The sequence below is a fragment of the Zhongshania aquimaris genome, from assembly GCF_019312595.1.
In the GTDB taxonomy this organism is placed as follows: domain Bacteria; phylum Pseudomonadota; class Gammaproteobacteria; order Pseudomonadales; family Spongiibacteraceae; genus Spongiibacter; species Spongiibacter aquimaris.
Genome location: NZ_JAHWDQ010000002.1, coordinates 390513 through 416608, shown reverse-complemented (window position 1 = coordinate 416608; position 26096 = coordinate 390513). Strand labels below are relative to the sequence as shown.

The 26096-nt window shown below is 52.6% G+C and carries 19 protein-coding genes; 7 read left to right on the top strand and 12 right to left on the bottom strand.

The features are described 5' to 3' along the window. Positions 1–11 precede the first annotated feature (11 nt). The 5 genes from KXJ70_RS10705 to KXJ70_RS10685 all read right to left on the bottom strand — a co-directional run bounded on the left by KXJ70_RS10705 (position 12) and on the right by KXJ70_RS10685 (position 5374). A complete protein-coding gene (locus KXJ70_RS10705) occupies positions 12–809 on the bottom strand; it encodes a uroporphyrinogen-III synthase (RefSeq protein WP_219043495.1) in 798 nt (265 codons plus the stop codon). Further along, positions 787–1737, bottom strand: a complete 951-nt coding sequence (hemC, locus tag KXJ70_RS10700) for a hydroxymethylbilane synthase (protein WP_219043494.1) — start codon at positions 1735–1737, stop codon at positions 787–789. The genes KXJ70_RS10705 and hemC overlap by 23 nt, the downstream gene beginning before the upstream one ends. An 84-nt stretch (positions 1738–1821) precedes the next feature. Then, entirely contained in the window at positions 1822–2556 is a 735-nt protein-coding gene (locus tag KXJ70_RS10695) for a LytR/AlgR family response regulator transcription factor (protein ID WP_219043493.1), read from the bottom strand. Further along, positions 2553–3629: a sensor histidine kinase gene (locus KXJ70_RS19565; RefSeq protein ID WP_219043492.1), complete on the bottom strand. Its 1077-nt coding sequence runs from the start codon at positions 3627–3629 to the stop codon at positions 2553–2555. The genes KXJ70_RS10695 and KXJ70_RS19565 overlap by 4 nt, the downstream gene beginning before the upstream one ends. 104 nt (positions 3630–3733) lie before the next feature. After that, positions 3734–5374 carry a beta-helix domain-containing protein gene (locus KXJ70_RS10685; RefSeq protein WP_219043491.1) on the bottom strand — a complete coding sequence of 547 codons (1641 nt, stop codon included), beginning with the start codon at positions 5372–5374 and terminating at the stop codon, positions 3734–3736. 206 nt (positions 5375–5580) lie between these two features. Here KXJ70_RS10685 and argH point away from each other — a divergent pair, with 206 nt between their 5' ends. From argH to KXJ70_RS10670, 3 genes are all read left to right on the top strand, one after another. Beyond that, the gene (gene argH / locus KXJ70_RS10680; protein WP_219043490.1) at positions 5581–6981 is read left to right on the top strand and encodes an argininosuccinate lyase; all 1401 of its coding nucleotides are present in this window, start codon (positions 5581–5583) and stop codon (positions 6979–6981) included. Between the two features lie 175 nt (positions 6982–7156). After that, on the top strand, positions 7157–8191 hold the full coding sequence (locus KXJ70_RS10675) for an efflux RND transporter periplasmic adaptor subunit (RefSeq protein ID WP_219043489.1): 1035 nt from the start codon (positions 7157–7159) through the stop codon (positions 8189–8191). A gap of 3 nt (positions 8192–8194) precedes the next feature. Further along, positions 8195–11308, top strand: a complete 3114-nt coding sequence (locus tag KXJ70_RS10670; RefSeq protein WP_219043488.1) for an efflux RND transporter permease subunit — start codon at positions 8195–8197, stop codon at positions 11306–11308. A 271-nt stretch (positions 11309–11579) separates the two neighbouring features. On the opposite strand, the gene KXJ70_RS10665 is transcribed toward KXJ70_RS10670, so the two are convergent. From KXJ70_RS10665 to KXJ70_RS10655, 3 genes are read right to left on the bottom strand one after another with little or no spacing between them, the layout of a single operon-like run. Further along, positions 11580–12665 (bottom strand): prenyltransferase/squalene oxidase repeat-containing protein, encoded by a 1086-nt coding sequence (locus tag KXJ70_RS10665; protein ID WP_219043487.1) that lies wholly within the window; start codon positions 12663–12665, stop codon positions 11580–11582. Then, the gene (locus KXJ70_RS10660) at positions 12662–13378 is read right to left on the bottom strand and encodes a class I SAM-dependent methyltransferase (RefSeq protein WP_219043486.1); all 717 of its coding nucleotides are present in this window, start codon (positions 13376–13378) and stop codon (positions 12662–12664) included. The genes KXJ70_RS10665 and KXJ70_RS10660 overlap by 4 nt, the downstream gene beginning before the upstream one ends. Next, positions 13365–14684: a glycosyltransferase family 4 protein gene (locus KXJ70_RS10655; RefSeq protein ID WP_219043485.1), complete on the bottom strand. Its 1320-nt coding sequence runs from the start codon at positions 14682–14684 to the stop codon at positions 13365–13367. Before KXJ70_RS10655 ends, KXJ70_RS10660 begins: the two co-directional genes overlap by 14 nt. A gap of 307 nt (positions 14685–14991) precedes the next feature. Between KXJ70_RS10655 and KXJ70_RS10650 the strand changes: the two genes are divergently transcribed. Next, positions 14992–15387, top strand: a complete 396-nt coding sequence (locus KXJ70_RS10650) for a hypothetical protein (protein WP_219043484.1) — start codon at positions 14992–14994, stop codon at positions 15385–15387. A gap of 41 nt (positions 15388–15428) precedes the next feature. Here the strand turns inward: KXJ70_RS10650 and KXJ70_RS10645 are convergent, their stop codons facing one another. From KXJ70_RS10645 to tfpB, 3 genes are all read right to left on the bottom strand, one after another. Beyond that, complete coding sequence (locus KXJ70_RS10645; RefSeq protein ID WP_219043483.1) at positions 15429–16355, bottom strand: branched-chain amino acid transaminase; 927 nt, start codon at positions 16353–16355, stop codon at positions 15429–15431. A gap of 36 nt (positions 16356–16391) precedes the next feature. Beyond that, positions 16392–19313: a bifunctional [glutamate--ammonia ligase]-adenylyl-L-tyrosine phosphorylase/[glutamate--ammonia-ligase] adenylyltransferase gene (glnE, locus tag KXJ70_RS10640; RefSeq protein ID WP_219043482.1), complete on the bottom strand. Its 2922-nt coding sequence runs from the start codon at positions 19311–19313 to the stop codon at positions 16392–16394. Between the two features lie 332 nt (positions 19314–19645). After that, a complete protein-coding gene (gene tfpB / locus KXJ70_RS10635) occupies positions 19646–21424 on the bottom strand; it encodes a type IV pilus assembly ATPase TfpB (RefSeq protein WP_219043481.1) in 1779 nt (592 codons plus the stop codon). A 163-nt stretch (positions 21425–21587) separates the two neighbouring features. On the opposite strand from tfpB, the gene KXJ70_RS10630 reads away from it, so the two are divergent. The 3 genes from KXJ70_RS10630 to argE all read left to right on the top strand — a co-directional run bounded on the left by KXJ70_RS10630 (position 21588) and on the right by argE (position 24823). Beyond that, positions 21588–22265 (top strand): TIGR00153 family protein, encoded by a 678-nt coding sequence (locus KXJ70_RS10630; protein WP_219043480.1) that lies wholly within the window; start codon positions 21588–21590, stop codon positions 22263–22265. A gap of 32 nt (positions 22266–22297) precedes the next feature. Continuing rightward, a complete protein-coding gene (locus KXJ70_RS10625; protein WP_219043479.1) occupies positions 22298–23560 on the top strand; it encodes an inorganic phosphate transporter in 1263 nt (420 codons plus the stop codon). 102 nt (positions 23561–23662) lie between these two features. Further along, on the top strand, positions 23663–24823 hold the full coding sequence (argE, locus tag KXJ70_RS10620; RefSeq protein ID WP_219043478.1) for an acetylornithine deacetylase: 1161 nt from the start codon (positions 23663–23665) through the stop codon (positions 24821–24823). 111 nt (positions 24824–24934) lie between these two features. On the opposite strand, the gene KXJ70_RS10615 is transcribed toward argE, so the two are convergent. Beyond that, positions 24935–25975, bottom strand: a complete 1041-nt coding sequence (locus KXJ70_RS10615; RefSeq protein WP_219043477.1) for an AraC family transcriptional regulator — start codon at positions 25973–25975, stop codon at positions 24935–24937. Between the last annotated feature and the right edge of the window lie 121 nt (positions 25976–26096).

Here is a 26096-nt window from a genome sequence, read left to right as displayed (position 1 = left end):
TCAAAATCTATTTAATGATGGATAGAGGAATTGCTTTCCGCATAACGCCTTAAAGCGGCAAGACTTGCTGCCGTGCCGGCATTGTCGGCCTGAATCACGATTTGATAGCCCTGCGCTCTCGCTAAGTCTGCGACACGATCACCCGGCACCAACACGGGGTAAGTCAACGCCGCCTCACCCATTAAGTCACTGAAATGAGCCAGGGTCTCGCCGCTATTTAATGCCACTATATTTATGCTGTGTTTTAACAGCAATGACCGCAGTTGGCCACCGTCAATATCTGGTTTGCAGCGCTGATAGCACTCTGCGTAATCTACCGCGGCGCCTCGCTGCCTAAGTTGCTCGGCCAAATGCTCACGGCCACCCACGCCCCGGATGATTAATATTTTGGAATGGCTGATGTGCTGAAGGTCGGCGCAGGCCAGCAGGCTTTCGCTATTCATTGCCTGAGCGCTGTGGTGTACGGCGATATCTCGCTCGGCAAGGGCCGCTGCCGTCGCCGCGCCAATGGCATAAACCTGGATACCCAGCGGCCATTGCGGCCAGTATTGGTCAATTTGATCTAGGCCGTAGTGCACGGCGTTGACGCTGATAAAAATAATCTGCTGATAGCTATCGAGGTTCATCAACAGGCTGCGACTTTTCTGCATTGCCTCGCTGTGCTCTGGAGACGACAGCGGCGCTATATCCAGCAGCGGCTGTAAGCTCACCGTAGCGCCCGCCTCCGTTAAGGCGGCGGCAAATTCCGCGCTTCGATCCGCCGGCCGCGTCACCAGCACCCGCAAATTATTCAGCTTTGCTGTCGCCATACACCGCCTGCAAAATAGCGCCTGCACCCTGCGCCAGCAAGGACTCTGCCACAGCAATACCCAAGGCTTCGGCCTGATCACGGGGGCCGCGCTGCTCTGCGGTCAAAATGGTTTTGCCATTGGGCTCGCCCACTAAAGCACGCAGCCAAAGTTGGTCGGCGTTATCTGGGTCGGGAATCGCATAGCCCGCTATCGGTACCTGACAACCGCCCTCTAAACGGCGGTTCATTGCCCGCTCCGCCATCACTTCTTCCGCCGTAACGCGGTTGTGAAGCGGCGCCAATAGCGCGATAACCCGAGCGTCATCTAAGCGGGTTTCAACACCCACCGCGCCCTGACCACAGGCTGGCAAGCTCGACTCGACCGCCATCAAGGCGGCGATTCGATCTTCTAATTTAAGACGAATTAATCCGGCAGCGGCGAGAATAATTGCGTCGAACTCGCCTTCATCTAGCTTGCGCAAACGGGTTTGCACATTGCCACGCAAACTCGAAATCTGCAGATCTGGGCGCTGAGAGCGCAGCTGGCACTCGCGGCGCAGGCTGGATGTACCGACCCTCGCACCCTGCGGCAAATCATTCACCGAAGAAAAGTGATTACTTACAAAGGCATCCCTTGGATCTTCCCGCTCACAAATAATGGCCAGTCCCAAGCCTTCTGGAAACTCCATCGGCACATCTTTCATAGAGTGCACCGCGATATCTGCGCGGCCATCCATGAGCGCCTGTTCAAGCTCCTTAACGAACAGCGCTTTGCCGCCGATTTTGGACAGGGGTGAATCTAATAATTGATCGCCGCGGGTGGTCATACCCAGTAACTCAACTTGGATACCGGGGTGGGCTGCTTCTAGCTCGGCCTTAATAAACTCTGCCTGCCAAAGCGCCAATAGACTCTCGCGGGTAGCGATGCGGATGATATTGTCGGACATGAATATTTCCGTAGTACTCCGTGGGGTCACCATGATACGTCAGCGAGCGCGCTGACAAAACCGAAAACCTAGCACTACAATGGACTAAATGCCTTTACTAAGGCGAGCGCGCAGGGCAGGTAAATAACGCCGACTAATCTGCGGCCCCACTGCCACTCCCTGTAATTTCACCCGATAAGCCGCTACGCCGTGACGTTCCATGCCCTGCAAATACCGCAGCGCGACGAGGGCGTTGCGGTGAACGCGCAAAAACTGACTGGCAAACTCCTGCTCTAAGTCACGCAGGCTATCATCGATTAGTAATTCACCATCTGGGTGCACCGCGCTTACGTATTTATTGTCGGCGTGAAAATAACGCACCGCAGACACCGGCAGCACGCTGATACCCTGCGGGCCAGAGGACGATAGCTGGCTGCGTTGAGCCGGTGTATCTAAGTCTGCAAGTGCGGCTATTTGGGCTTTGTTTAAGCGCGTCAGTCGGCTGAATACCGCCGCCAACTTCTCCCGCTGAATAGGCTTTAGCAGATAGGCCACCGCCTGTGCGTCAAACGCCGCAAGCGCGTATTCGTCATAGGCAGTGCAAAACACAATCGCGGGAGATGACTCGCGCTCAGCCAATTGCCGCGCTAAGTCGATGCCACTGATACCGGGCATGGCAATATCTAAAAGCAGGGCATCGGGTTGCAGGCGCTCTATTTCTGCCAGCGCCTGTTCGGCGTTCGCCGCCTCGCCCACCAACTCAATACCGCCTAACTCCTGCAATAATCGCGCGGCGCGTTGGCGAGCCAAAGACTCATCGTCAACGATTAACACTTTCACGCGGAGGCTGCCTGTGTCAGCTTTTTCATCGGGAAAACCGCTCGCACCTGGTATTGCCCCTCCGATCGCTGGCAGGTAAATCTGGCCTGGTCGCCAAATAGGGCTTGCAAACGAAGACGAATATTGTCGCTGGCGATGCCGTTACCCTCGACCACATCGGCAAATTCAGGCACGGGATTTTGAACCTCAATCTCCACCATTCCCTCCGCAACATGAGCGCGAATACTTACCACACCCCCTTCTTGTAAACGCTGAATACCGTGGGTGATGGCATTTTCTATCAGCGGTTGCAGCAGCAGCGATGGCACCGCGATATCGTCACTTATATCATTATCTTGCCAGTCAACTTGCAGGCGCTCATCTAAGCGGGCGCGCTCAATTCGCAAATAGCGTTCACATAGTTCGCGTTCATCGACCCAGCGCACCACGCTCATACCGCTTTGCAAATTAGCGCGAAACAGCGCCGCCAAATCCTCGACAGCTTGCTCGGCTTTATCGGGAGCAACGCTGATTAAACTGCTAATACTGTTTAGCGTATTGAATAAAAAATGGGGCCGAATTCTGGAATGCAGCGCGTCTAAGCGCGCGTGTAAACTACTTTGCTCGCGCAGGCGGTATTGCAAACTCAAATAGGCATAGCGCATACCCACACCGAGCAATATCGTCGCGACCGCTAAAATTTCTGCCAGCGCCCAGCCGTCGAACAGCCACACCTCGTTTTGCAATCCGCCACGTGCAAACCACTGCGCAAACACAGTAACGCAGGCAACCCATATAAGGCACACCACAAAGCTCAAACCGGCCGTCACCGCCGTCGACATTTGTGCAAACACAGGTTTAAGAAGCTGAAGCACGGCTGCCGCACCCAGCAAGCACCAAATGGTGAACAGGCCAGACATACCGAGTAAGACCCAGTCGAAATTCTGCAAGCCTGATTTCAACACGGTGAATAAAATGGCGAGCAGACTCGCCAGCAAGACAATAAGCAACAGCGATTGCGGACTAGACAGATTGCCGATAAACGACACCTGCTGAGAATTTAGCTGCGCTTCATTTTGCTGCCTACGCGACACGGCACCCATCCTAGATTTGTATTCACAAAGCATAGCAGGCTGTCGGCGGAGCGGATACGTATTACAGGGCCGGACTCGCTAACCCGGTAATACGCTATAAAAGTCTAATTTAGGGGAAAGGCAGTCCAGCCATCTGTCCAGCTGCTGCCAACACCGGGACGCATAGCGCCCCGATAATTCGCGGCTTCGTCCCAAAACTCACCCTGTGGCACTGCGACGGCATTATTCTTTGCTGGCGAAGACGCCGCTACGCGATAATCCGGCTCACTTTCACTTTGGGTGACTTTTAAAAATTGCGGGCTAGTGCCAAGACTGGCGTACTGCGAAAAATAAGCGGCCTCGTCAAAGCCGCCATCGTCGTCGTGCCCGCCAATCTCTTCAGCAAAATAGTGCTTACCGTCCGCCGCAATATCCGCAATCAGCAAACCGCCGAAACTCATTTTCCCCTCTTGAATACGGGCAACGGTTTCACTGTCTTTAATGTCGATGGCTTCGCCAGAGAAACCGGCAATTACCATATTATTGAAATGCCCGCCGGTGCCACGGCGCAGAGTCATAGCGCGCTGGTATTTTTCGCGGCTATTCATGCCAAGCAAGGTCACGTTATATAAAGTCGGTTCAGAAACGGGTTCAGCTTGATAATTGCCTTCTCGATTATCCGCCTCAAGGCCATTATCGCCTACCCCCGCGTACTGCTGAATCTGCAAAAATTGCACGCGGCCAGTCCAGCCCATATCCCAATCCAGAGAATCGTCGGCGGCACCGGTAATAAGAATATGGCGCAAATCCACATTGCCACCAAATACCTCAATACCGTCGTCGAGGGCTCGATGCACCTGTACATTGCGAACAATGGTTTTGCTGCCGCAGCCGCCGAGTGTTAATCCGTTCAGCTCATTGTTGGCGTAAACCTCAAAGCCCGCAAATTCGATACGAGCATATTCGAGCACGCCGCAGTTATCGCTGGCATCTGTGCCCCCGAACATGCCGCGGGTATCACCGGCAACCAAGCCTTCAATTTGCGCATCGGCGGTATTCACAGGTGCATTGCCCAGCATCACAATGCCACCCCAATCACCGGCCTGACGCTTACCGGCTAGGGCCGAGCTGGTAAACACGATCGGCGCCAAGGCTGTACCCCTCGCTAATATACTGGCGTCGCGGGTTACCAATAAGGCACTGCCAGGACGTCCTTTTACTGTGGTTCCCGCCTCAATGACCAATCTGGCACCCGCCTCGACATAGACTGTGCCTTCTAAAATCCAGGTCTTATCATTAGTCCATATTTGCTCGCCGCGCAGGGAGCCACTCACTATCTGTGTACCCGCAAAGGCCTGTTCAAGATCCTTGCTAAAAATGGCCGCGACAATAACGCCAATTAGCAGTACGCCAATTATTGCTACCAGCCGCATTTTCATCGAGCGTTGCGGGGGCTTTGCTGATGCGATCTTATAGCCAACGGTCTCGGCGACATCAGGATTAACAGCACCCAGGGTTCGATCATGACGACCTTGAGTCAGCGGACCATCGGTATTAATCGTTAAAAGACCAACGCCGAGTTCACGAATATCAGGGTTGCTGCTAACCACAGCTTGGTCGATCAATTCCTTGCGGTAGGCCGGATCATTCAAAAGAGTATTAAAATGGATATAACGCACACCTTTGTCGCCCTGCTTGTCGTAGATCTTTTTAAGTTGCCACAGCATTTCAACCAATTTGGCACGGGGGGACGTGACGTCACTCATGGGGATTCCTCTGCTCGACGGTCCTATTTTTAGGAACAGCAGTATGGCGGCCACATATGACAGCGGTATTACTTCTAGCCGTCATTGTGAGCGTGTCTGCCGACGCATCGCGAAGCCCACTAAAACTGCTATAATGGCGGCCTTTTAGGCGCCGGGTGACCACGGCATCCACGCCACGCCAATCAGCAATACGGGAACACAGTGCAATGAGTGATAAAGATCCGAGCATCAAACCTTGGGGCGGCCGCTTCAGCGAACCCACTGACCAGTTTGTAGAGCGCTTCACTGCCTCTGTCAGCTTTGATCAACGCCTTTATCATCACGACATCAATGGTTCACTCGCGCACGCGGCGATGCTGGAAAAAGTCGGTGTGTTAACCGCGCAAGAACTGGCAGACATTCAACAGGGGCTTGAAGAAATTCGCGCAGAAATTCGCGCTGGCACCTTTGAGTGGTCGGTGAGCCTTGAAGATGTGCACATGAATATCGAGGCGCGCTTAACCGATAAAATCGGCATTACCGGCAAGAAGCTGCACACCGGTCGCTCGCGCAATGACCAAGTCGCCACCGATATTCGCCTCTATGTACGCGACGAATTAACCCTAATTTGCAAAGAGCTGAGCCGCTTACAACTGGGCCTGATTACCCTCGCCAAGCGCGAAGCCAAAACCATCATGCCGGGCTTCACCCATTTGCAAACCGCGCAACCCGTCACCTTCGGCCACCACATGTTGGCGTGGAATGAAATGCTAGAGCGTGACTACAGCCGCTTCCAGGACTGCGCTGCGCGCTTGAATCAATGCCCGCTGGGCGCGGCTGCACTGGCCGGTACCACCTACCCCATTGATCGTCATTACAGCGCAGAATTATTGGGCTTTGACCGCCCCACGGAAAACTCATTGGACTCGGTGAGCGACCGCGATTTCGCGATTGAATTTGCCGCGGCGGCAAGCGTACTGATGACACATATGTCGCGCTTCAGCGAAGAATTGGTGCTGTGGACCTCTGCCCAATTCAAGTTTATTGAATTGCCCGACCGCTTCTGCACCGGCTCGTCAATTATGCCGCAGAAGAAAAACCCCGATGTGCCAGAGTTAATTCGCGGCAAAGTGGGCCGGGTAAACGGCCACCTGGTGAGCTTGCTCACGCTGATGAAATCGCAACCCTTGGCTTACAACAAAGACAATCAAGAAGACAAAGAACCCATCTTTGATATTATCGACACGGTGAAAGACTGCTTAAAAGCCTATGCCGATATGGTGCCGGCGATTACCGTAAATGAAGACGTGACCCGAGAAGCGGCCATGCGCGGTTTTTCAACTGCAACTGATCTAGCGGATTATTTAGTGCGTAAAGGTTTACCATTCCGCGACGCTCACGAAGTGGTAGGTAAGTCAGTTGCCTATGGCATTGCAGAGGAAAAAGACCTGTCAGAAATGAGCTTGGACGAATTGCGCTCATTTAGCACCGATATCGAAGCCGATGTCTTTGACGTGCTCACTCTGGAAGGCTCGGTGAATGCCCGCAACCACATTGGTGGCACGGCACCACAGCAAGTTCTAGCTGCGGCAGAGCGCGCCGAAATGCGTCTAAACCAGCGCGCTTAAAATCTCGTCATGACCTCCCGCCAATGCGATGCGCATCGGCGGGTAACATCGCAAAACCGTTTGTTTTTTCATCATCTTATTAAAAGGGTGATTGTTCGCTAGTCAGCCGTTACATTACCCATCATATCCACTAAGACCCATCCAAAACGGACAATGTGCATAACGGAGTACTACCTTGATAAGCGCAACATTTAAACTGCTGGCACTCGGCAGTATCGCTACCTTGCTAGTTGCCTGCAGCCCGGCAGAAAATCCCGCCGCCATGGCGAGACCCGCACCCTTCGTAAAAGTAAGCACTTTAAAAACCGAGCCCGTGCAAAACCGCATGCAGGCACTGGGCACTTTACTCGCGCAAGAATCCATTGATATCAGCAGCAACGTCACTGAAAAAATTACCGCACTGCATTTTAATGATGGCGATGCCGTCACCAAGGGCCAGCTGCTTATCACCCTGCAGCAGGACGAAGAAGCCGCGCAGCTCAGTTCCGCGAAAGCCGACTTGGCCGAGGAAGAGCGCGAGTTAGCCCGCTTGAAAGGGCTTATCGCCACGCAATCTGCCGCGCAAACGGAATACGATCAACGCAAAACCGCAAAGCTGCGGGCCGCAAGTAAAATTGCAGAAATAGAAGCCTTGCTCGCCGAGCGCAATATTCGCGCACCGTTCAGTGGCGTTATTGGCCTGCGCGAACTTAGCCCCGGCGCACTGGTAAGCCCTGGTACCAGCATCGCCACTCTCGACGACCTCAGCGTCATGCGCATGGACTTCCAGCTGCCCAGCCTAAGCCTAACTGCCATCACCACAGGTCAAAGCGTTATTGCCCACAGCGAAGCACTAGCCGAAGACTTTAATGCCACCATTTCGGCGATCGCCAGTCGCATTAACCCCGTTGATCGCAGCATCACCGCCCGCGCGCTTATCCAGAATCCAGACCATAAATTAAAACCCGGCATGCTAATGCTGGTATCGCTTGTGACCAAGGAGCACGACGCGATCTTAGTGCCTGAATCTGCGCTGCAAAGCATTCAGCTACAGCACTATGTCTGGATTATGAATAGCGAACACAAAGCCGAGCGTCGCACTGTCGAACTTGGCACGCGCAAACCTGGCTTTGTGGAAATTCGCAGCGGCATCCGCGTTGGCGAACAATTAATTTACGAAGGCTTTACCGCCCTGCAACCCGGTGTCACCGTCTCGCCGCAGGAGGGCTAAACTATGCTGCTTTCTGATACGGCGATAAAACGGCCAGTATTCGCGACGGTCATAAGCCTGCTACTGGTAGCTTTTGGTTTGCTCGCTTTTGAGCGTTTACCACTGCGTGAATACCCAGACATAGACCCTCCAATTGTGTCTATTCGCACAGTCTATGTTGGCGCCTCAGCCGAGGTGGTTGAATCTAGAGTCACACAAATTATCGAAGAACGCATCGCCGGTATCGAAGGAATAAAGACCATCGACTCCAGCAGTCGCGACGGTTTTTCATCTATTAATATCGAATTCAAATTAACACGTGATATCGACGCCGCTGCCAATGATGTGCGCGACCGCGTGTCCGGTGCCTTAGCCGACTTGCCCGAGGAGGCCGATCCACCAGAGGTACAAAAGACCGACGCCGATGAGCAGGTCATCATGTGGCACAATTTAACCTCCGACGAAATGAGCATTGTCGCCCTGGTCGACTACGCCCAGCGCTATATCGTCGATCGCTTCGCTGTCATCGATGGTGTTGCGCGGGTGCGCATTAGTGGCGGCCCCGAATACGCGATGCGAATTTGGCTCGATCGCGAATCCCTCGCGGCGCGGCAGCTCACCGTTGGTGACATTGAAAACGCGCTGCGACGCGAGAATGTTGAACTGCCCGCCGGCACCTTAAAATCATTAGACCGAGACTTTGTTGTAAAAATTAATCGCCACTTTCTCAGCCCTACCGATTTTGAAGGCCTGGTTGTAAAGCGCGATGAACGGGGCTACCTCACCCGGCTAGGCGACGTGGCCAGAGTCGAATTAGGTGCCGATGAACATCGCAAAGCATTCAATGGCAACGGCGTACCGATGGTCGGCGTTGGTATAGTTAAACAAAGCGTATCAAACACCTTGGCAGTTGCTGAAGCAGTCCGCGTCGAAGCGGAGAAAATTCGCAAAACCCTGCCGGACAACATAAATCTTCATTCCAGTTACGACAGCTCAGTTTTCATAGATCGCGCTATCTCTGAGGTATACAGCACCTTGTTTATTGCCGCCTCGCTGGTGGTGTTAGTTATATTTCTGTTTTTGGGCGACTTCCGCGCCATGCTGGTTCCCGCCATCACGGTACCGGTTTCACTCATTGCGACATTTACAGTTCTCTACGCGCTGGGCTATACCGTCAATTTGCTCACCCTGCTGGCACTGGTGTTAGCAATAGGACTAGTGGTTGATGACAGTATTGTCGTGCTTGAAAACGTGCACCGTCGCTTACTCAACGGCGAGCCACCGCTGGTCGCAGCCTATCGCGGCAGTCGCCAGGTAGGCTTTGCCGTTATTGCCACTACTGCCGTATTAGTCGCCGTGTTTGTGCCTATCAGTTTTTTAGAGGGCGACGTTGGCCGTTTATTTGGCGAGTTCGCGGTGGCCATGGCGGTTGCGGTCATGTTCTCTAGTATTGTCGCCCTAACACTGTCACCGGTAATTTGCTCTAAAGTGCTAAACCGCGAGGCTATGCACGGCGGACTTGCGAGCTTTGTTGAAAAACTCCTGCACCGCATGGAAAACCACTACGGGCACGTATTAGCGCGCAGCATGAAACATCCCTTCATAGCTGCCTTAGCCTTAGTCCTCACCATTGGCTCCTGCGTTTTTTTCCTGCAAAAAGTTCCCGCCGAGTTTGCGCCCAAGGAAGATCGCGGCGTCGTATTTATGATTATTCGCGGCCCAGAAGGCGCGTCATTTAATTATGTGAAGCGCCACCTGGCCGAGATCGAGCAGCGCCTCATGCCCATGGTAGACAATGGCACGATCAATCGCCTATTACTTCGCGCACCGGGCGGTCGCGGCGGTGCCGACGTTTTCAATGAAGCCACAGGCATCTTGGTATTAACACCCTGGGGAGAACGCCAACCCATTGCCGAGGTGGTCGGCGAAATTCGCAAACGACTCGCCGGTTTTACGGGCTTGAGTGTTTACCCTATTACGCCGCAATCGCTGGGCGGCGGATTCACTAAACCACTAGCGTTTGTTATTGGCGGCAGCAATTACGAAGAGCTAGCCCAGTGGTCTGAGCTACTAATAAACGAAGCAAAAAATAACCCCGGCCTGCTCGGTATTGATAGCGACTTCCGCCAAACTAAACCGCAATTAGCCGTCACGATTAACCGTGACCGGGCCGCGACACTGGGAGTGGATGCCAGCGAAATAAACCGCAGCTTGGAGACCCTGTTAGGTTCGCGGCGAGTCACCACCTTTATGATGGCGGGTGAAGAGTACGATGTGATTGTAGAGGGCGAACCCGACACACAACGCAGTCCAGAAGATCTCAGCAATATTTATGTGCGCTCGGCCACTACCGACAGTCTCATTCCGCTCGGCAACCTTGTGACGTTACAAGAACGTGGCGACGCTGCCGTGCTCAATCGCTACAACCGCGTGCGCGCTATTACCATCGACGCCAACCTTGCTGATGGCTACTCGCTGGGAGACGCGCTGAGTTATTTCGAAAATCTCGTGGCGGAAAAAGTCCCCGCCGCCACCATAGATTACAAAGGCGAATCACTGGATTATCACGAGTCAGGCAATTCCGTGTATTTCACCTTCGCCCTGGCGCTGCTGGTGGTCTACCTTGTACTCGCCGCGCAATTCGAGAATTTCATTCACCCCTTTATTATTCTGCTTAGCGTACCGCTGGCCATAGCGGGTGCCTTGATCGGCCTCTACTTCACGGGACAAAGCCTAAATATTTACAGCCAGATTGCGCTGATTATGCTGGTCGGGCTGGCGGCAAAGAATGGTATTTTGCTGGTGGAATTTGCCAACCAACTACGGGATCAAGGCCTGGAGTTTGACGAGGCCATTTTGCAATCCGCTCGCCAGCGGCTGCGCCCCATTGCGATGACCGCCATCACCACCATCATGGGTGCGGTGCCACTGGTACTCTCATCTGGACCTGGCAGTGAGTCACGTTACGTTATTGGTATTGTTGTCGTCTTTGGTGTTAGCTCAGCCACGGTATTAACGCTACTTGTTATACCCATGGCGTATCGTCTATTGGCCGGAAACAGCAAATCGCCACAAACTGTCACGCGACTGTTAGAAGCTCAGCTTGCAGAAAATGAGGACAAGGAAAAGTACAGCTAGTACTCTTTCAATTTGAAAATGACGTGTGGCTCTGTAGCTTGGGTTGAGCGGTAGCGACAAATTTGTGTGGAACAAATTTGGGCAGCTCTGCTGGCCCTTAGGCCGAGGCGCGGATGCGCCGAGTCGTACCCAACAAGCGGTGGTAGACCGTCCCACCATGTTGGGTTTGATAAACCACTTCAGAAATGCTTACCATGTTCTGAAGTGAGCTTGACTGCAATAACAAGACAAGAGCGGCTCAGAAGCACTCCGTATTTATTATAATTTGCAACTAGGACGAGCGCGCGCGACCCTTCTCTGCCACGTTGTTCACCGATTTAACGTCCAGCAAACGAACCTGATTAAATAAGTGGTGGGCAGCGGTGTGCTCAGTTAGCGCATCTGCCGCCAACAAAATAGCCGCCGCTGTCCACGTTGGCCGCTCATCTGGCCACAGCACGTCTTCCACAAACTGATAGCCAGTCCAATATTCGCCGTTGCTTTCCCGCCACTGGTGCAGCCAGCTGTACACCATTACGGCGCGGGCGTGATCTCCCGCTGCCAACAGCGCCATCGTTAACTCGCAGGATTCCGCGACCGTTACCCAGGGTTGATCTGACACGCAGCGGCAACCTAAGCCCTGCTCGACAAAATCACCCCAGCGCTTTTGTAAATGGGCGCTGGCTTTTGGTGTTGGCACCGCACCCGTTAGCACAGGGTAAAACCAATCCATGGAGTAACGCGATTTACTTTCCCAAGTTCGATCAAATCGTTCAGGCTTATTGCGCAAGGCGTCGCCCAGCGCCACTCTGGCATCGCGCCAATCTACCCGCGGATCACCAATCACCACCGAGATATTCACGGCGCATTCAAGGCTTTTGTAAATTGACGAGCAACCCGTAATGAGAGCGTCTTCCATAGGCTCGCCCCGCGTATCCACTGCCCAATTTATTTCGCCGTGACGGGACTGCTGGGCGAGAACGAAGCCTATAGCGCGACGAACACAGGGCCACATCTCGCGCAAAAACGCGCGGTTCTCGCTTATTAAATAATGGTGCCAAACACCGGTGGCAATATAAGCCACAAAATTCGTTTCACGACGCTCGCGATTATCTACTTGGCCGGCACGATAAGCAGCCCACCAACTACCGTCTTCCAGCTGTGCATTTTTAAGCCATCGATAGGCATTCTCCGCCGCGCTATATTCGCCGCCAATGCTCAAGCCCATAGCCGACTCAACGTGATCCCAGGGGTCGCAGTGACCGCCGTCAAACCACGGAATGCTGCCGTCGGCCTGTTGAGCACGCAGTAAAAAATCCACAGTCGGCCTAAAAAATTCCTGCGGGAAAAGGCCTTTGCTTAAAAACAGTCCGCTCATGCTGCCTTCGCCTTTTCAAAATACATGACTACCGATTTACCGAGTACGGGATTCAAGCTCGCTTCCAAGGTCCGCGTAAATAAGGGGCGGTCCATCAGATCCCACACCAAAAACCGATGGTATTGCTTGATGATAGGGTTTGAGTCCTGGTTCTTCCAAAACGCGCACTTCAACCACCAATAGGGGGAATGCAAGGCGTGTGCCCAGTGCCGGCGATAAAAGCGAAATCCTAATCCCTGAATTTGCTTGCGCAAGTCGCTGGCCTTAAAAATACGCAGATGGCCACCCTCAACTTCGTGGTAGGCGTCGCTCAATGCCCAGCAGATTTTTTCTGGCCAAGCTCGCGGTACGCTGGCGCAAAACAAACCGCCCGGCTTAAGCACACGCTCAATTTCTTTTAATACCGCTTGGTAATCTGGAATATGCTCCAACACTTCTGAGCATATAATTTTGTCGAAGGTGTTATCTGCAAAGGGCAGCTGCATGGCGTCGCCATTGGCTAGACCAAAGGCTTTCTCTGCCTGTTCGTCACCACAAAACTCACTGAAGCGGCTTTGCGCGGTTTGTAAATCTTTAAGACAAAGATCAACCCCGACTGCGGTGACGTCTGCTTCGACATAAGCAGAAATTACATGGCGGCCTTCGCCGCAGCCCAAATCTAGAATTTTGTCGCCACGATTAAGGTGGAAATGACGAAAATCAACCGTTTTCACGTTGTATCACCTGCCAGTAGTAGTCCGTCATTTGCTGTGCGGCGCGAGTCCAACAAAACAATTCTTCAATACGTTTGCGACCTGCCGCAGCTAATTCGTCACGCCACGCGGGCGACGCCAACAGGGTTTCCAGCACTTCGGCGATGGCCTTGCTGTTCCGAATTGGCACTTGAATCGCCGCATCACCGACCACTTCGGGCAAGGCACCGCCATCGGTAGAAATAAGCGCCGTACCACAGGCCATTGCTTCGCCAGCAGGGAGACCAAAGCCTTCATAAATTGAGGGGACGACTACCACCGAAGCTTCGTTATAATAGCGCACCAAATCTTCCGTGCTGATGCCACTAACAGCGCGAATATGCTTGGCTAAGCCTAGCTCACTAATTAATTTTCCGCTTTCGCCATCTTCTTTTGGTGTACCGACCAACAGCAACTCAAGGTCGGGATAATTTGGCACCACCGCCGCCACCGCCTCTAATAAATAACGCATACCCTTAAGCGGCTGATCAGAGGATACCGTGGCCATGATTCGATTCGGGTTTTTCTGGACATTCTCGAGGGGTCTGAACTCCTCGGTATCAATACCGCAGTGTACTAAACTGATCCCCGCTGGCTGAATATCGAATGCCGCGGCAATATCCGTTCGCGAACGCTCAGACACTGTCACAACATGATGCAGCTCACGGGCAACCTTGCGCTGCATAATTAAAAAACTGTGCCAGCGACGAATAAGTAGGCGCTCCGACCAGGATTTAGCGGCGCTCAGCGCAATCTTCAGGTCACTTGTTATGGGGTGATGAATGGTAGTGACTAAAGGGAAGCCCTGCTTTTGAATATCTAACATGCCATAACTCAGGCACTGGTTGTCATGAATAATATCGTAGTGACGGCCATGCTTTTTAAGGTATTTCAATACCCGCCGACCAAAGCAATATGGCTCAGAAAAGGCGCCGGTGAGCTTACCCATCCACTCATATATATTCGTTAACGAGGTCAGATGATGCGGGCGAATTGACATTAAGCCGGTTTCAAACAAGTTCATACCCGGCATTTTGATCAGATTAACTCTTGGATCGAGGTGCGGGTAGGGCTGACCTGAGATTACGTCAACCTGATGCCCTGCCTCTACCAACGCCTTACTTAAATACTTTAGATAAATTCCCTGCCCGCCACCATAAGGGGCGCTGCGGTAACCCAGTAAACACACCTTTAATGCGCGACGAGGTTTAGTATCAGGCAAGTGGGTGACACTGGCCGGAACAATATTGAGATGGGGCGCACTAGCAATGGCTGGTTCTGACGGCATAAAACGGAGTCACTATTATTCGAATTAAAGTATTTGGACTACTATTTTTAGGGCTATTGTTGCTGGAATAGTAAGTACCGTGGAATTCCCCTGTGCCTGCAACCTGTTAGGTACTTTGCGGTCATACCCACGCCATGTCGACGTTATAAGGTAAAAAGGAAGAATGCCGTTCGTCTAGTAACAGGATTCTAACCACGGGGTGAGCATAAATCCACCGGCGATGGTCGGGGACGCCCTGTTCTGGCATTAAGACTTTGTCATGTTAAACTCGCCAAGGCCCGAATTTAGCCACGAGAATAAGATATCTATGCGGACACACGCCTATTTTAACACGTTATTTAGCCTCATTTTAATATTGAGCACCCTCAACGGCTGTGCCAGTGGCCCCACCCAGAAAAAACCTATCGGCAAATTTGAAACCACGATAAAAGCCAGCGATATCCGCTTATTTAGCTATAGCCAGCCACTATTTCGAGAAAAGGCACGCCCGATAACAGCAAACAATCGGCGAGAAGACGGCACCAGCAAACCCATGGAAGACAGCGAGTCACAGCTAAAGCGGACCCTGCACGACTTAGAGCAAGACAGCCGACTGAAAGAGTATTGCCCACTGGGCTACGTGATCATTGATCAATACGCGGTATTGAATGACGTGGTTATTCGCGGAGAATGCCGATATACCGAGGCGCAGGCAAAACAATAAACGCCGCAACAGCGCTGCTGTCACGGCGTTTTGAGGAGGACCTAGTTAACTGACGTCAACCATTCAGGAAACTCTTCACGACGACCCTTAACTTGGTCAAAATACATATTTTGCAGCAGGTTAGTTACGGGACCACGCGAGCCCGAACCTATGATACGACCATCGAGTTCGCGGATTGGCAAAACTTCAGCGGCAGTACCGGTAAAGAAGGCCTCATCTGCCACGTACACTTCATCGCGGGTAATGCGCTTCTCTTCAACCTTCAAACCCAGCTCATTGGCAAATTCAAAAATAGTATTACGGGTAATACCATCCAAGCAGCTGGTCAGCTCAGGGGTGTAAAGCTTGCCGTTGCGAACGATAAAAACGTTCTCGCCACTACCCTCAGCAACATAGCCTTCGTTGTCTAAAAGCAGGGCTTCTTCACAACCGCTATCGAGTGCCTCGCGCAGCGCCAACATCGAGTTGATGTAATGGCCATTGGCCTTGGCTTTGCACATAGAGATATTGACGTGGTGGCGCGTGTAAGACGAGCAACGCACTTTAATACCCTTGTCACGAGCCTCCGGGCTCATATAGCTAGGCCAATCCCAGGCGGCGACAATCACGTGCATTTTGAGGTTGTCGGCACGCAGACCCATGCCTTCTGAACCATAAAAACACATTGGGCGCAGATAGGCTTCTTCTAAGCCGTTTTCACGCACAACCGCGCGCTGCGCTTCGTTAACCTGCTTTTTGGTCACCGTCATTTCCATACGCATAATATGCGCAGAGCGGAACAAGCGGTCTGTGTGCTCGTTCATACGAAAAATGCAGGTGCCACGGTCATTTGTTTTGTAGGCGCGAACGCCCTCAAAAACACCCATTCCGTAGTGCAAAGTATGGGTTAAAACATGCACCCGCGCATCACGCCAAGGTACCATTTCACCGTCGAACCAAATCAGGCCGTCACGATCAGCCATAGACATCGTGTGTTACTCCTCAACAAATTCAGGCAAATACCATTATGGAGACAACATCAGTTGCTGCCAGAAACGGCTGACAATTTCCCGCTCTGTACCCAATGCCGTTTCGGCTATCAACCCTTTTTGCTCTTGTAAGCTGAGGCGATGCGCCTGACTGCGGAACGCCTTGTAAGCGTCAATCAGTGTCCGGGTATCCGATGCTAAAATTAGGCCCTGTTCAGCCAGTGATTCCAGTATACGAATATTATCAGTGTAGTAGGTAAGCGGTGGGTGCTGTTGCGACCATGCTAAAACCGCATATTGCACCATAAATTCAATATCAACGATACCTCCAGCACCCTGTTTAATATCAAATTCCGCATTTTTATCGCCGGTAGACAGCAGATGATCACGCATTTTCTGGCGCATTTTCACCACTTCGTCTTTAAGCACTAATATGTCGCGTTTTTTTCTCAGAATATCAGCGCGCAAAGCTTCAAATTTTTGCGCCAGTTTTTCATCGCCGGCCACCGCGCGAACGCGCACTAAGGCTTGATGTTCCCATGTCCATGCCTGCGTGTTTTGGTATTCGCTAAAGGCGGTAAACGATGACACCAATAGGCCCGAATTGCCAGATGGCCGCAGACGCATGTCGACCTCGTAAAGTGCACCTAAACGGGTGGTGACGGTAAGAATATGAATAATGCGCTGCCCGAGCCGAGTAAAGAATGTGCCTGCGTCCAGCGGTCGATCACCGTCACTCACATTGCTTGATGGCAGGTCATGCAAAAACACCAAATCTAAATCAGAGCTGTAGCCCAGTTCCAGACCTCCCAACTTGCCGTAGCCCAGAATAAGGAAATGACGCTGATCATCCCCCGCTGGCACCGGACTGCCGTGTTTAGCGAGTAAGTGCTGCCACGCGATATCAAGCACCGCATCTAATACCACTTCGGCGATATAGGTAAGGTAATCACTCACTTTCATAAGCGGTAAACCACCGGTGACTTCCGACGCCGCCACCTTAAGCACATGAGCTAAACGGAAATGCCGCAAGGCCTCCATTTGCGTCTCGAGATCGTCGCTGTCGATACGCAGCAAGCGCTGGCGAAGCTCATCAGCTAGGCCTATCTTTTCGGGCACCGAATACAAGCTGCGCGCATCTAACAGTTCGTCCAGCAAAACCGGCTGCGCCGCTAATTGCCGCGCGATCCACGGGCTGGCATCACAGAGTTCGACCAAGCGACTGCGGGCGCCGGGGTTTTCAATCAGCAAAACCAAATAGGCCGTGCGGCGCAGTACCGATTCAATTAGAGGAATCAATCTCAGCAAGGTCGATGCCGGCGACGCCGCTTCACATAAATCTTCTAATAAGAGCGGCAGAAAATCGTAGAGTCGATCCCGCCCCGTGCCCTGCATACGCAATACGCTCGCGCCATTTAGCAGTGCCACCAGCAGACGCGCCGCCTCTGCCGCATCGTCAAAACCCGCTTCTTCCAAGGTTGCTCGCACGGATTCCTGATCAAGATCATCGAGCATAGCTCGCCAGCGATTATTGCTGAGGTGCTGTCCGTCTGGCTCGGACTCCGGCGGAGCAATCACATTACTAAAGTGGGTAGCAACACATTGCCGGTGTGCCGCCAACACCTGCTGAAAACTGGCAATATCGTCACCAAAACCCATACCAAAACTCAGCGCGACCAGCGCTGTGCCAGCTTCGGGAAGCTGCTGCGTCTGTTCATCTCGCCAGGCCTGGACAACGTGTTCAACATTCCTCAAAAAGCGATAGGCACTGCGCAGATCATCAACCACCGCGGCCGGTAGATAGGCCATTTTTTCTAGCTGAGACAGCACTAGCTGCAGCTGCAAAACCTGCAAGGTCGGCTCCTGCCCACCGCGAATTAATTGAAAGCACTGCGCGATAAATTCAACTTCGCGAATGCCGCCAGAGCCGAGTTTGATATTATCTTGCAACTGGCGACGCACCACCTCGCGCTGAATCATTGCTTTCATATCGCGCAGTGATTCTATGGCGGAAAAATCTAAGTAGCGCCGATACACAAAGGGACGCAACTGCGCTAATAAACGCTGCCCCTCTTCGCGATTGCCGGCAATGCAACGCGCTTTGATAAGCGCATAGCGCTCCCAGTCTCGCCCCTGCTCCTGATAGTATTCTTCGAGGGCGTCGAAGCTAATTACCAGCGGGCCGCTCTGACCATAAGGCCGCAGGCGCATATCAACTCGGAATACAAAGCCATCGGCGGTGCGGGTGTCTAAGGCTTTTATAAGACGCTGGCCAAGACGAATAAAAAAGGCCTGATTGTCATCGCTACGCGGACCGCCCACGGTGGAGCCGGCGTACGGGTAGGCAAAAATCAGATCGATATCGGACGACAGGTTTAACTCCCCCGCACCCAATTTCCCCATGGCGATAACCACTAATTGCTGCGGCGTACCCTCTGCCGAGCGCGGCTCACCACGCTCGGTGATAAGCTGTTGATGTAGGTATGCCAGCGCAATCTCGACGCAGGCATCGGCTAAATAAGATAGATCACTGACGGTCTCCTCCATCGCCGCCAAGCGATTAAGGTCTCGCCAAACAATACGCAGCCAATGGCGGTTGCGAAAGTCGCGAAGGATTTTGGCAAGGGCGTCGGCGTTCTCACACTCGGCGCATAAAACGCGCAATTCCTCTACCCAAGCATCTTTGGCTAAACCGGTCTGCAGCGCCTGGCTCGCGACTAAGCTAGGAAGCCAGGCCGGCTTCCGCACGCACAAATCGGCCAGTGCGGGGCTACAGGAAAAAGCGGTTAGCAATTGCTGGCGTCGTTCTGAAGCTGCAAATTCCTGGTACCAATTACGCTGCTGCTCGTCACAGCGCTCGAGGAGACTTTGCCAGTGAATTTCAACATCAGCCACCAACGCTGCCGGCAACTCCCCTGCCGCAATTTGGAGACTGAGATATTGATTCGACGTGGTCATTAAACTGTCCTTTACCGCTTATTATTCGGAGCTCGCTCACAAAGTAAATTTGTAACTAGTACTCCTTCAATTCGATGTTACCTAATGCCAAAGTTCGCAGGTTGGGCTGAGGAACGACAGGCCTTCTGCTGGACGCCCGACAGGGCGCCCCGAAAGAATTTATCAAACCCAACATCGCGGGATGCTCTACCATCGTTCGTTGGGTATGACTCGGCGCATCCGCGCCTCGGCCTAAGGGCCAGCAGAGCTGCCCAAATTTGTTCCACACAAATTTGTCGCTACCGCTCAACCCAAGCCACAGAGTAACACGCCATTTTCAAATTGAAGGAGTACTAGCCAGTCTGCACGGGCGGCGCCACCCGCAAAACCTCCGCAATAGTGGTTTCACCGCGCGCTACTTTTTGTGCGCCACTGAGACGAAGTGTGCGCATGCCATTCTTCATTGCCACTCGACGCAGTTTATCTAGCTCGACATCATCGCCAATGGCGGCTTGCACCTGGCCTTCAACTGGCAGTATTTCATAGATGCCCTGGCGGCCATAAAACCCGGTATTGCGGCATTCCAAGCATCCGGGAGCGTGATAAATATTGCTGGGCGGGCTTACCTTCCAAGGCGCGGTAAGGGTGGCCCACTCGGTTTCATCCAGGCTCACCGGCTCTTTGCAGTGCGGGCACAAACTCCTTACCAAGCGCTGCGCCATCACACCTAGCACGGTGGCGCGAATCAAATAGGCGGGCACACCCAACTCTAGCAATCGGGTTACCGCCGACGGCGCGTCGTTGGTGTGCAAGGTAGAAATCACCAAGTGGCCGGTCAGCGCCGCTTGAATCGCCATTTCTGCGGTTTCTAAATCACGAATCTCGCCAATCATGATGATATCGGGATCTTGCCTAAGCAAGGCGCGCACGCCGCCGGCAAAATCGAGATTAATATTGTGCTGTACCTGCATTTGATTAAAGGCGTCTTCCACCATCTCAATTGGATCTTCGATGGTACAAACGTTCACTTCGCTGGTCGCAATCTGCTTTAGACTGGAATATAAGGTGGTGGTCTTTCCCGAACCCGTCGGCCCAGTCACCAAGACAATACCGTGGGGAGCGCGAATCATACCGTCCCAGCGCTGGCGATCTTCGCCGCGCAAACCCAGCTCTTCAAAGCTGCGCAGCAAGACCTCGGGGTCGAATATGCGCATCACCATTTTTTCACCAAACGCGGTGGGCAATGTCGACAGCCGCAATTCAATCTCATCCCCAGAGGGGTTTTTAGTTTTTAATCGGCCATCCTGCGGCCTGCGCTTTTCAGCGACATCCATACGGCCCAATATTTTTAAACGGCTAACAACGGCGGTAAGCACCGAGGCGGGTAGTTCATAGACGTTGTACAACACCCCGTCGATACGAAACCGCACATTGCCCAGCTCGCGGCGCGGCTCTATATGGATGTCACTGGCACGCTGATCATAGGCGTATTGCAACAACCAATCGACGATATTGACGACATGGCCGTCGTTGGCATCCAAGTCTTTTAAATTACTAATTTCGAGCAATTGCTCAAGGTTGGCGTTGGCTTGTCCGCCACTGCGGCTGTCGCCACTGGCACCGCGCACCGACTTTGCCAAGCTGTAAAACTCGACCGTAAAACGGTCTATCGATTCGGGATCAGCGAGCACACGACGAATAGGGCGGCGCAACACCTGCTGTAAGTCTTTCTCCCAGCCGCCAATAAACGGTTCAGCACCGGCGATAACGACCTCTTGCGGTGTGACCGCTACCGCCAAAATACGGTGACGCTGAGCAAAGGCAAAGGACATCACCTCGGTCACCGCCGGCACGTCAATTTTTAATGGATCGATCCGCTGTGAGCGCTGCTCACAGTGACCCGATAGCCACTCTAATAAACGGTCCATACTCAGCGTGCGACCGGGACGGCTAGCGTCAGGCAGTTGCTCGGCGGCGAGATAATTAAGAACATGCTGAGATTTATCGCCAATACGAGGTGGTGTTGGCCGCACGCGCTTAGCCACGGCAGGGTCCAGAACGCCGTCCTCGATCAATTGCCGCATTAATCCGCCCGCCTCTAATGCCGCGGTTTTATTGATGTTACTCTGCATAGCTGGGGCAATCCCATTGTTATCGTCAATGTCATTATGGCAAGCGATACGCTCATAGCGCCAGTGCGCATATTAAAAGCTTCTATTTAAAAACTGGTTAGCCTCGACAGACCTCCGTATAATTCGGCCTACTTAACGACCGACGACAAACAGGAGTCGCACCGTGCCTTTAAATTCACTCGGTAATTTGTTCGGAAAATCCCCCTTCGAGCCAATTCAAGAACACATGAAGCAGGCACAAGCCTGCGCCGCCGCCCTCAAGCCCTTTATTAACGCCGCCCTCGAGGGTGACTGGGAGAAAGCCAGCGCCGCGCAAAGTGTTATCGTCGATTTAGAAAACGAGGCCGACAAGCTCAAGAAGCAAGTTCGCCTGCAACTCCCAAGCAACCTTTTCCTGCCAGTACCGCGCTCGGATCTGCTCGATTTAGTGAGCATGCAAGACCGTATAGCCAACTGCAGCAAAGACATTGCCGGCCTGATGCTCGGCCGTCAAATGAAAATACCTGATTCCCTGGCAGCGTCGATGAGTGAGTATGTTGACCTCGCCATCGCCACATCTGCTCAGGCGATGAAGGCTATCGAAGAACTCGACGAACTGCTCGAAACCGGCTTCCGAGGCCGCGAAGTAAACTTGGTCGAAACCCTAATTGAAGAGCTGGATCGCCTGGAGCATTCCGCCGACAAACTCCAAATCGATATCCGTGCAGCCCTATACCTTATCGAAAAAGAACTTCCCCCCGTTGACGTCATGTTCCTGTATCAAACGATTAACCTGATCGGTGAACTGTCTGATAAATCACAAAAAGTCGGCTCGCGCCTGCAAATTGTTATCGCCCGCTAACGCGCCGGCCTCCGCTTTTATAAGGATTACACATGTCAATTATTGCTGAACACGGGCAACTATTGCTGATTTTGGCTTGTCTGTTTGGTTTCTTCATGGCTTGGGGTGTTGGCGCCAACGACGTGGCCAATGCCATGGGGACCTCGGTCGGTGCCAAAGCACTGACTATTAAGCAGGCGATTTTGATCGCTATGCTGTTCGAATTCTGCGGCGCCTACTTAGCGGGCGGCGAAGTTACTGAGACCATTCGCAAAGGCATTATCGATCCGGCGTATGTCGCCGATAGTCCCGATTTATTGGTTTTCGGAATGCTGTCATCGCTGCTCGCTGCCGGGGTGTGGCTATTTGTTGCGAGCATGATGGGGTGGCCGGTATCGACCACCCACTCTATTGTCGGTGCACTAGTAGGTTTTGCCGCGGTCGGTATCGATAGCAATGCCGTCGCCTGGGGCAAGGTTGGGCAAATTGTTGCGAGCTGGGTGGTGTCGCCAGTGATGGCGGGCACGATATCGTTTGGTTTATTTCTCAGCGCCCAGCGCTTGATTCTGAATGCCGCCAACCCCTTTGAAGCAGCCAAAAAATTCATTCCCTACTACCTGTTCTTAGTCGGCTTTATGATCGCCATGGTCACCATGACCAAAGGGCTTAAGCATATCGGTTTGGGGCTGAACTTTAACGAGTGCCTAGCCTACTCAGCAGTCGTCGGCGTTATTGTTGCAGGCCTTGGCCAGCTGTTCCTGCGTCGGATCAAAGATGTACCGTCAGGCGACGGTCGCTTCCGCTTCGCCAGCGTCGAGCGCATGTTCGCGGTGCTTATGGTATTTACCGCCTGCGCGATGGCCTTCGCCCACGGCTCTAACGATGTTGCCAACGCCATCGGCCCAGTCGCGGCGATCGTTAGCGTCATTCAATCTGGCGGTGAAATAGCCTCTAAATCAGCACTGCCAGGCTGGATTTTACTGGTTGGTGCGGGCGGTATCGTCTTTGGTCTTGCCACCTACGGCTTTAAAGTTATCGCCACGGTGGGCACCAAGATCACTGAGTTAACACCAAGTCGCGGTTTTGCGGCTGAACTTGGCGCGGCATCTACCGTTGTTGTTGCATCGGCGACCGGCCTGCCTATTTCGACTACCCACACACTGGTGGGCGCGGTACTAGGGGTGGGCTTAGCGCGCGGTATTGCGGCGCTAAACCTGAGCGTTATCCGCAATATCTTTATGTCTTGGATAATTACGCTACCGGCCGGAGCGGGACTGGCAATTTTGTTCTTCTTTACTTTAAAGGCGCTTTTCTAGTTCGCTCACGGTAAGCCTCCCGCAGCGCAAACAAAGCCACTGGCTTTGTTTGCGCGACTCGCTACAATGATCCGCTACTCAGCAATATAACGCGGACTCATCGTGGCCAAACCAGCAATCACTCCCAGTGTTCTGTCGATGATGACAGAGCTAGTCAAACTCCCCTCGGTCAGTTCCACACTATCCAGTTGCGATATGGGCAATATCCGCGTTATTGAGCGACTCGCCTCTTGGCTTGAGCCACTGGGATTCAAAATTCAAATTCAGCCCATACTCGGTCATAAAGACAAGGCCAACTTAATTGCCACCCTCGGCTCCGGCAGCGGCGGTTTAGTGCTCGCGGGTCACACCGATACCGTGCCATTTAACGAAGCCCTGTGGAATAGCGATCCCTTTACACTCACCGAGCGCGACAACAAACTATACGGCCTCGGCAGTACCGATATGAAAGGCTTCTTTGCCATCGTCATCGAAGCATTACAGCCCTTCCTAGACAAACCATTAAAAGCACCTCTTATCATCTTGGCCACCGCAGATGAAGAAAGCAGCATGGATGGCGCTCGCTCGCTTGTGCAAGCAGACCTTTCCGGCGCCCGCTACGCGGTGGTGGGAGAACCCACTGGTCTAAAGCCCATGCGCGCCCACAAAGGCATCGTAATGAAAGGCATCACCATTAAGGGGCGCTCAGGGCACTCCTCAAATCCCTTGTTAGGCAACAATGCCATGGATGCCATGCACGAGGTCATGACCGGCCTTATCCAGCTTCGACAAGAACTGGCGCTAAAATACCAGCACCCCGGTTTCTCTGTGCCCACTCCCACTATGAACTTCGGCTGTATCCATGGCGGCGACAACCCGAACCGTATTTGCGGTCAGTGCGAACTGCATTTTGATATTCGCACCACACCAGGCATGGACAACGATGAGCTGGACACACTGATACAGAAAATCCTTACCCCCGTTGCAGAGCGCCGCGCCATCAATATTGGCCTGCGCGCTTTAATGCCAGGCTTAGCCGCCTACGAAGAACCCGCCGATTCAGAAATTGTAAGCCTAGTAGAACAGCTTACTGGACAGCCCGCTGGCACCGTCGGCTTCGCCACAGAAGCGCCGTTTTTTCAGCAGCTGGGGATGCAAACTATCGTGATGGGACCGGGCTCAATTGATCAGGCACACCAGCCAGATGAGTACATGGCGCTGGATCAAATTCAGCCGACAATTGATGTGTTACAGCAAATGATCAATCGGTTTTGCGTAAGTTAATACTGCCGACATGAAGTAATACTGCAGATGGCCCATTGCGAGCACTAAGAAAACATCAATAGCCACGACCATGAACCCTTGTGCGCGGCAATATTATGTAAAAATTTCCACTCAACTATCGGCTACTGCGCGAAGCCTATAATCCGTTGGCGAACATTCAAACCAGCGTTTAAATGCGCGACAAAATCCCGCGCTATTGGCAAAGCCCAACAAGAAAGATACTTCGGTAATACTGTAATTGGTACTGGTTAAATACTTACTCGCCAATTCTTTCCGCGCCTTGTCGAGTAATTGCTGATAACTGGTGTTTTGTTGCTGTAGCTTGCCCTGCAATTTCCGCAGACTCATATTTAGGCTCGAGGCCAGTTTATCTACGCTTAATTCACCATTGGGTAATTCATTTAAAATCTGCCTGTAAAGTTCGTCTTCAAAGGCCGGCGACATATTCTTGATAAATGATTCGGTAATCTGATCATGTTGTTTGGCAAGTGATTCATTCGCATAGCGAACCGGTTGCGCCATGTCTTTTATACTATACATAAGTGTTTCTTTAGGCCTGTCAAATTCGACTGGGCATGAAAATGCCTTTTCATATGGCGACGTATCTAGGGGCTTAGCTTCGCATAGCTCAACGCGGACTGGGCTGAGGTCAAAATCCTCAGTAATTTCCCGCATCATATTCACGACACCGAACATAAAGGCGTTAATTGCGTCGTAGGGCAGCAACCTGACACCGTGAATATCTCGATCCACATTAACGTCAAAACGACAGTTATCCCCCACATAAATCATATCGATATAACCCGAGTCCGAGATAATTGCACTGTGACGTTGGAAGCGTTGCAAGGCATCACCGACGGTTTTACTCACCAGAATAGCCATGCCCAGCGCGTGAAAGCTATGCGCCTTGACGTATGCGCCGAGCTGAAGACTGAAACTATCGGAGTTCGTTGCCTGTATTGCTAGGGGGTATAAATGCCGGAGCTTTGCATCGGGAATGCGTGTATCAGGGGCTATCGATTCGTCATAGTCTAAATCCACCTGTTCGAATAGCGGGCGTGGATCCACGTTCGCATCCTTTAAGCACTCACTCAGAATACGACCCCATGTACCGGTGGTGGTTTGTGTCCCAGGTAACCATGGCTTGCTCATTATAGGCATTAGCTCTTTATATTTTTGCGTAAAAGGATAACAAGTCTGCGCTAAAGGAAAAACGCCTAGCTAATTTAATCTTTATTATCTCCCCACATAAAACTGGTCGGCGTTCTCAATT

Coding starts and splice junctions, on each gene's coding strand:
- KXJ70_RS10705 (WP_219043495.1), bottom strand. CDS start 809: ATGGCGACAGCAAAGCTGAATAATTTGCGGGTGCTGGTGACGCGGCCG.
- hemC (WP_219043494.1), bottom strand. CDS start 1,737: ATGTCCGACAATATCATCCGCATCGCTACCCGCGAGAGTCTATTGGCG.
- KXJ70_RS10685 (WP_219043491.1), bottom strand. CDS start 5,374: ATGAGTGACGTCACGTCCCCCCGTGCCAAATTGGTTGAAATGCTGTGG.
- argH (WP_219043490.1), top strand. CDS start 5,581: ATGAGTGATAAAGATCCGAGCATCAAACCTTGGGGCGGCCGCTTCAGC.
- KXJ70_RS10670 (WP_219043488.1), top strand. CDS start 8,195: ATGCTGCTTTCTGATACGGCGATAAAACGGCCAGTATTCGCGACGGTC.
- KXJ70_RS10665 (WP_219043487.1), bottom strand. CDS start 12,665: ATGAGCGGACTGTTTTTAAGCAAAGGCCTTTTCCCGCAGGAATTTTTT.
- KXJ70_RS10655 (WP_219043485.1), bottom strand. CDS start 14,684: ATGCCGTCAGAACCAGCCATTGCTAGTGCGCCCCATCTCAATATTGTT.
- KXJ70_RS10650 (WP_219043484.1), top strand. CDS start 14,992: ATGCGGACACACGCCTATTTTAACACGTTATTTAGCCTCATTTTAATA.
- KXJ70_RS10645 (WP_219043483.1), bottom strand. CDS start 16,355: ATGTCTATGGCTGATCGTGACGGCCTGATTTGGTTCGACGGTGAAATG.
- glnE (WP_219043482.1), bottom strand. CDS start 19,313: ATGACCACGTCGAATCAATATCTCAGTCTCCAAATTGCGGCAGGGGAG.
- tfpB (WP_219043481.1), bottom strand. CDS start 21,424: ATGCAGAGTAACATCAATAAAACCGCGGCATTAGAGGCGGGCGGATTA.
- KXJ70_RS10625 (WP_219043479.1), top strand. CDS start 22,298: ATGTCAATTATTGCTGAACACGGGCAACTATTGCTGATTTTGGCTTGT.
- KXJ70_RS10615 (WP_219043477.1), bottom strand. CDS start 25,975: ATGAGCAAGCCATGGTTACCTGGGACACAAACCACCACCGGTACATGG.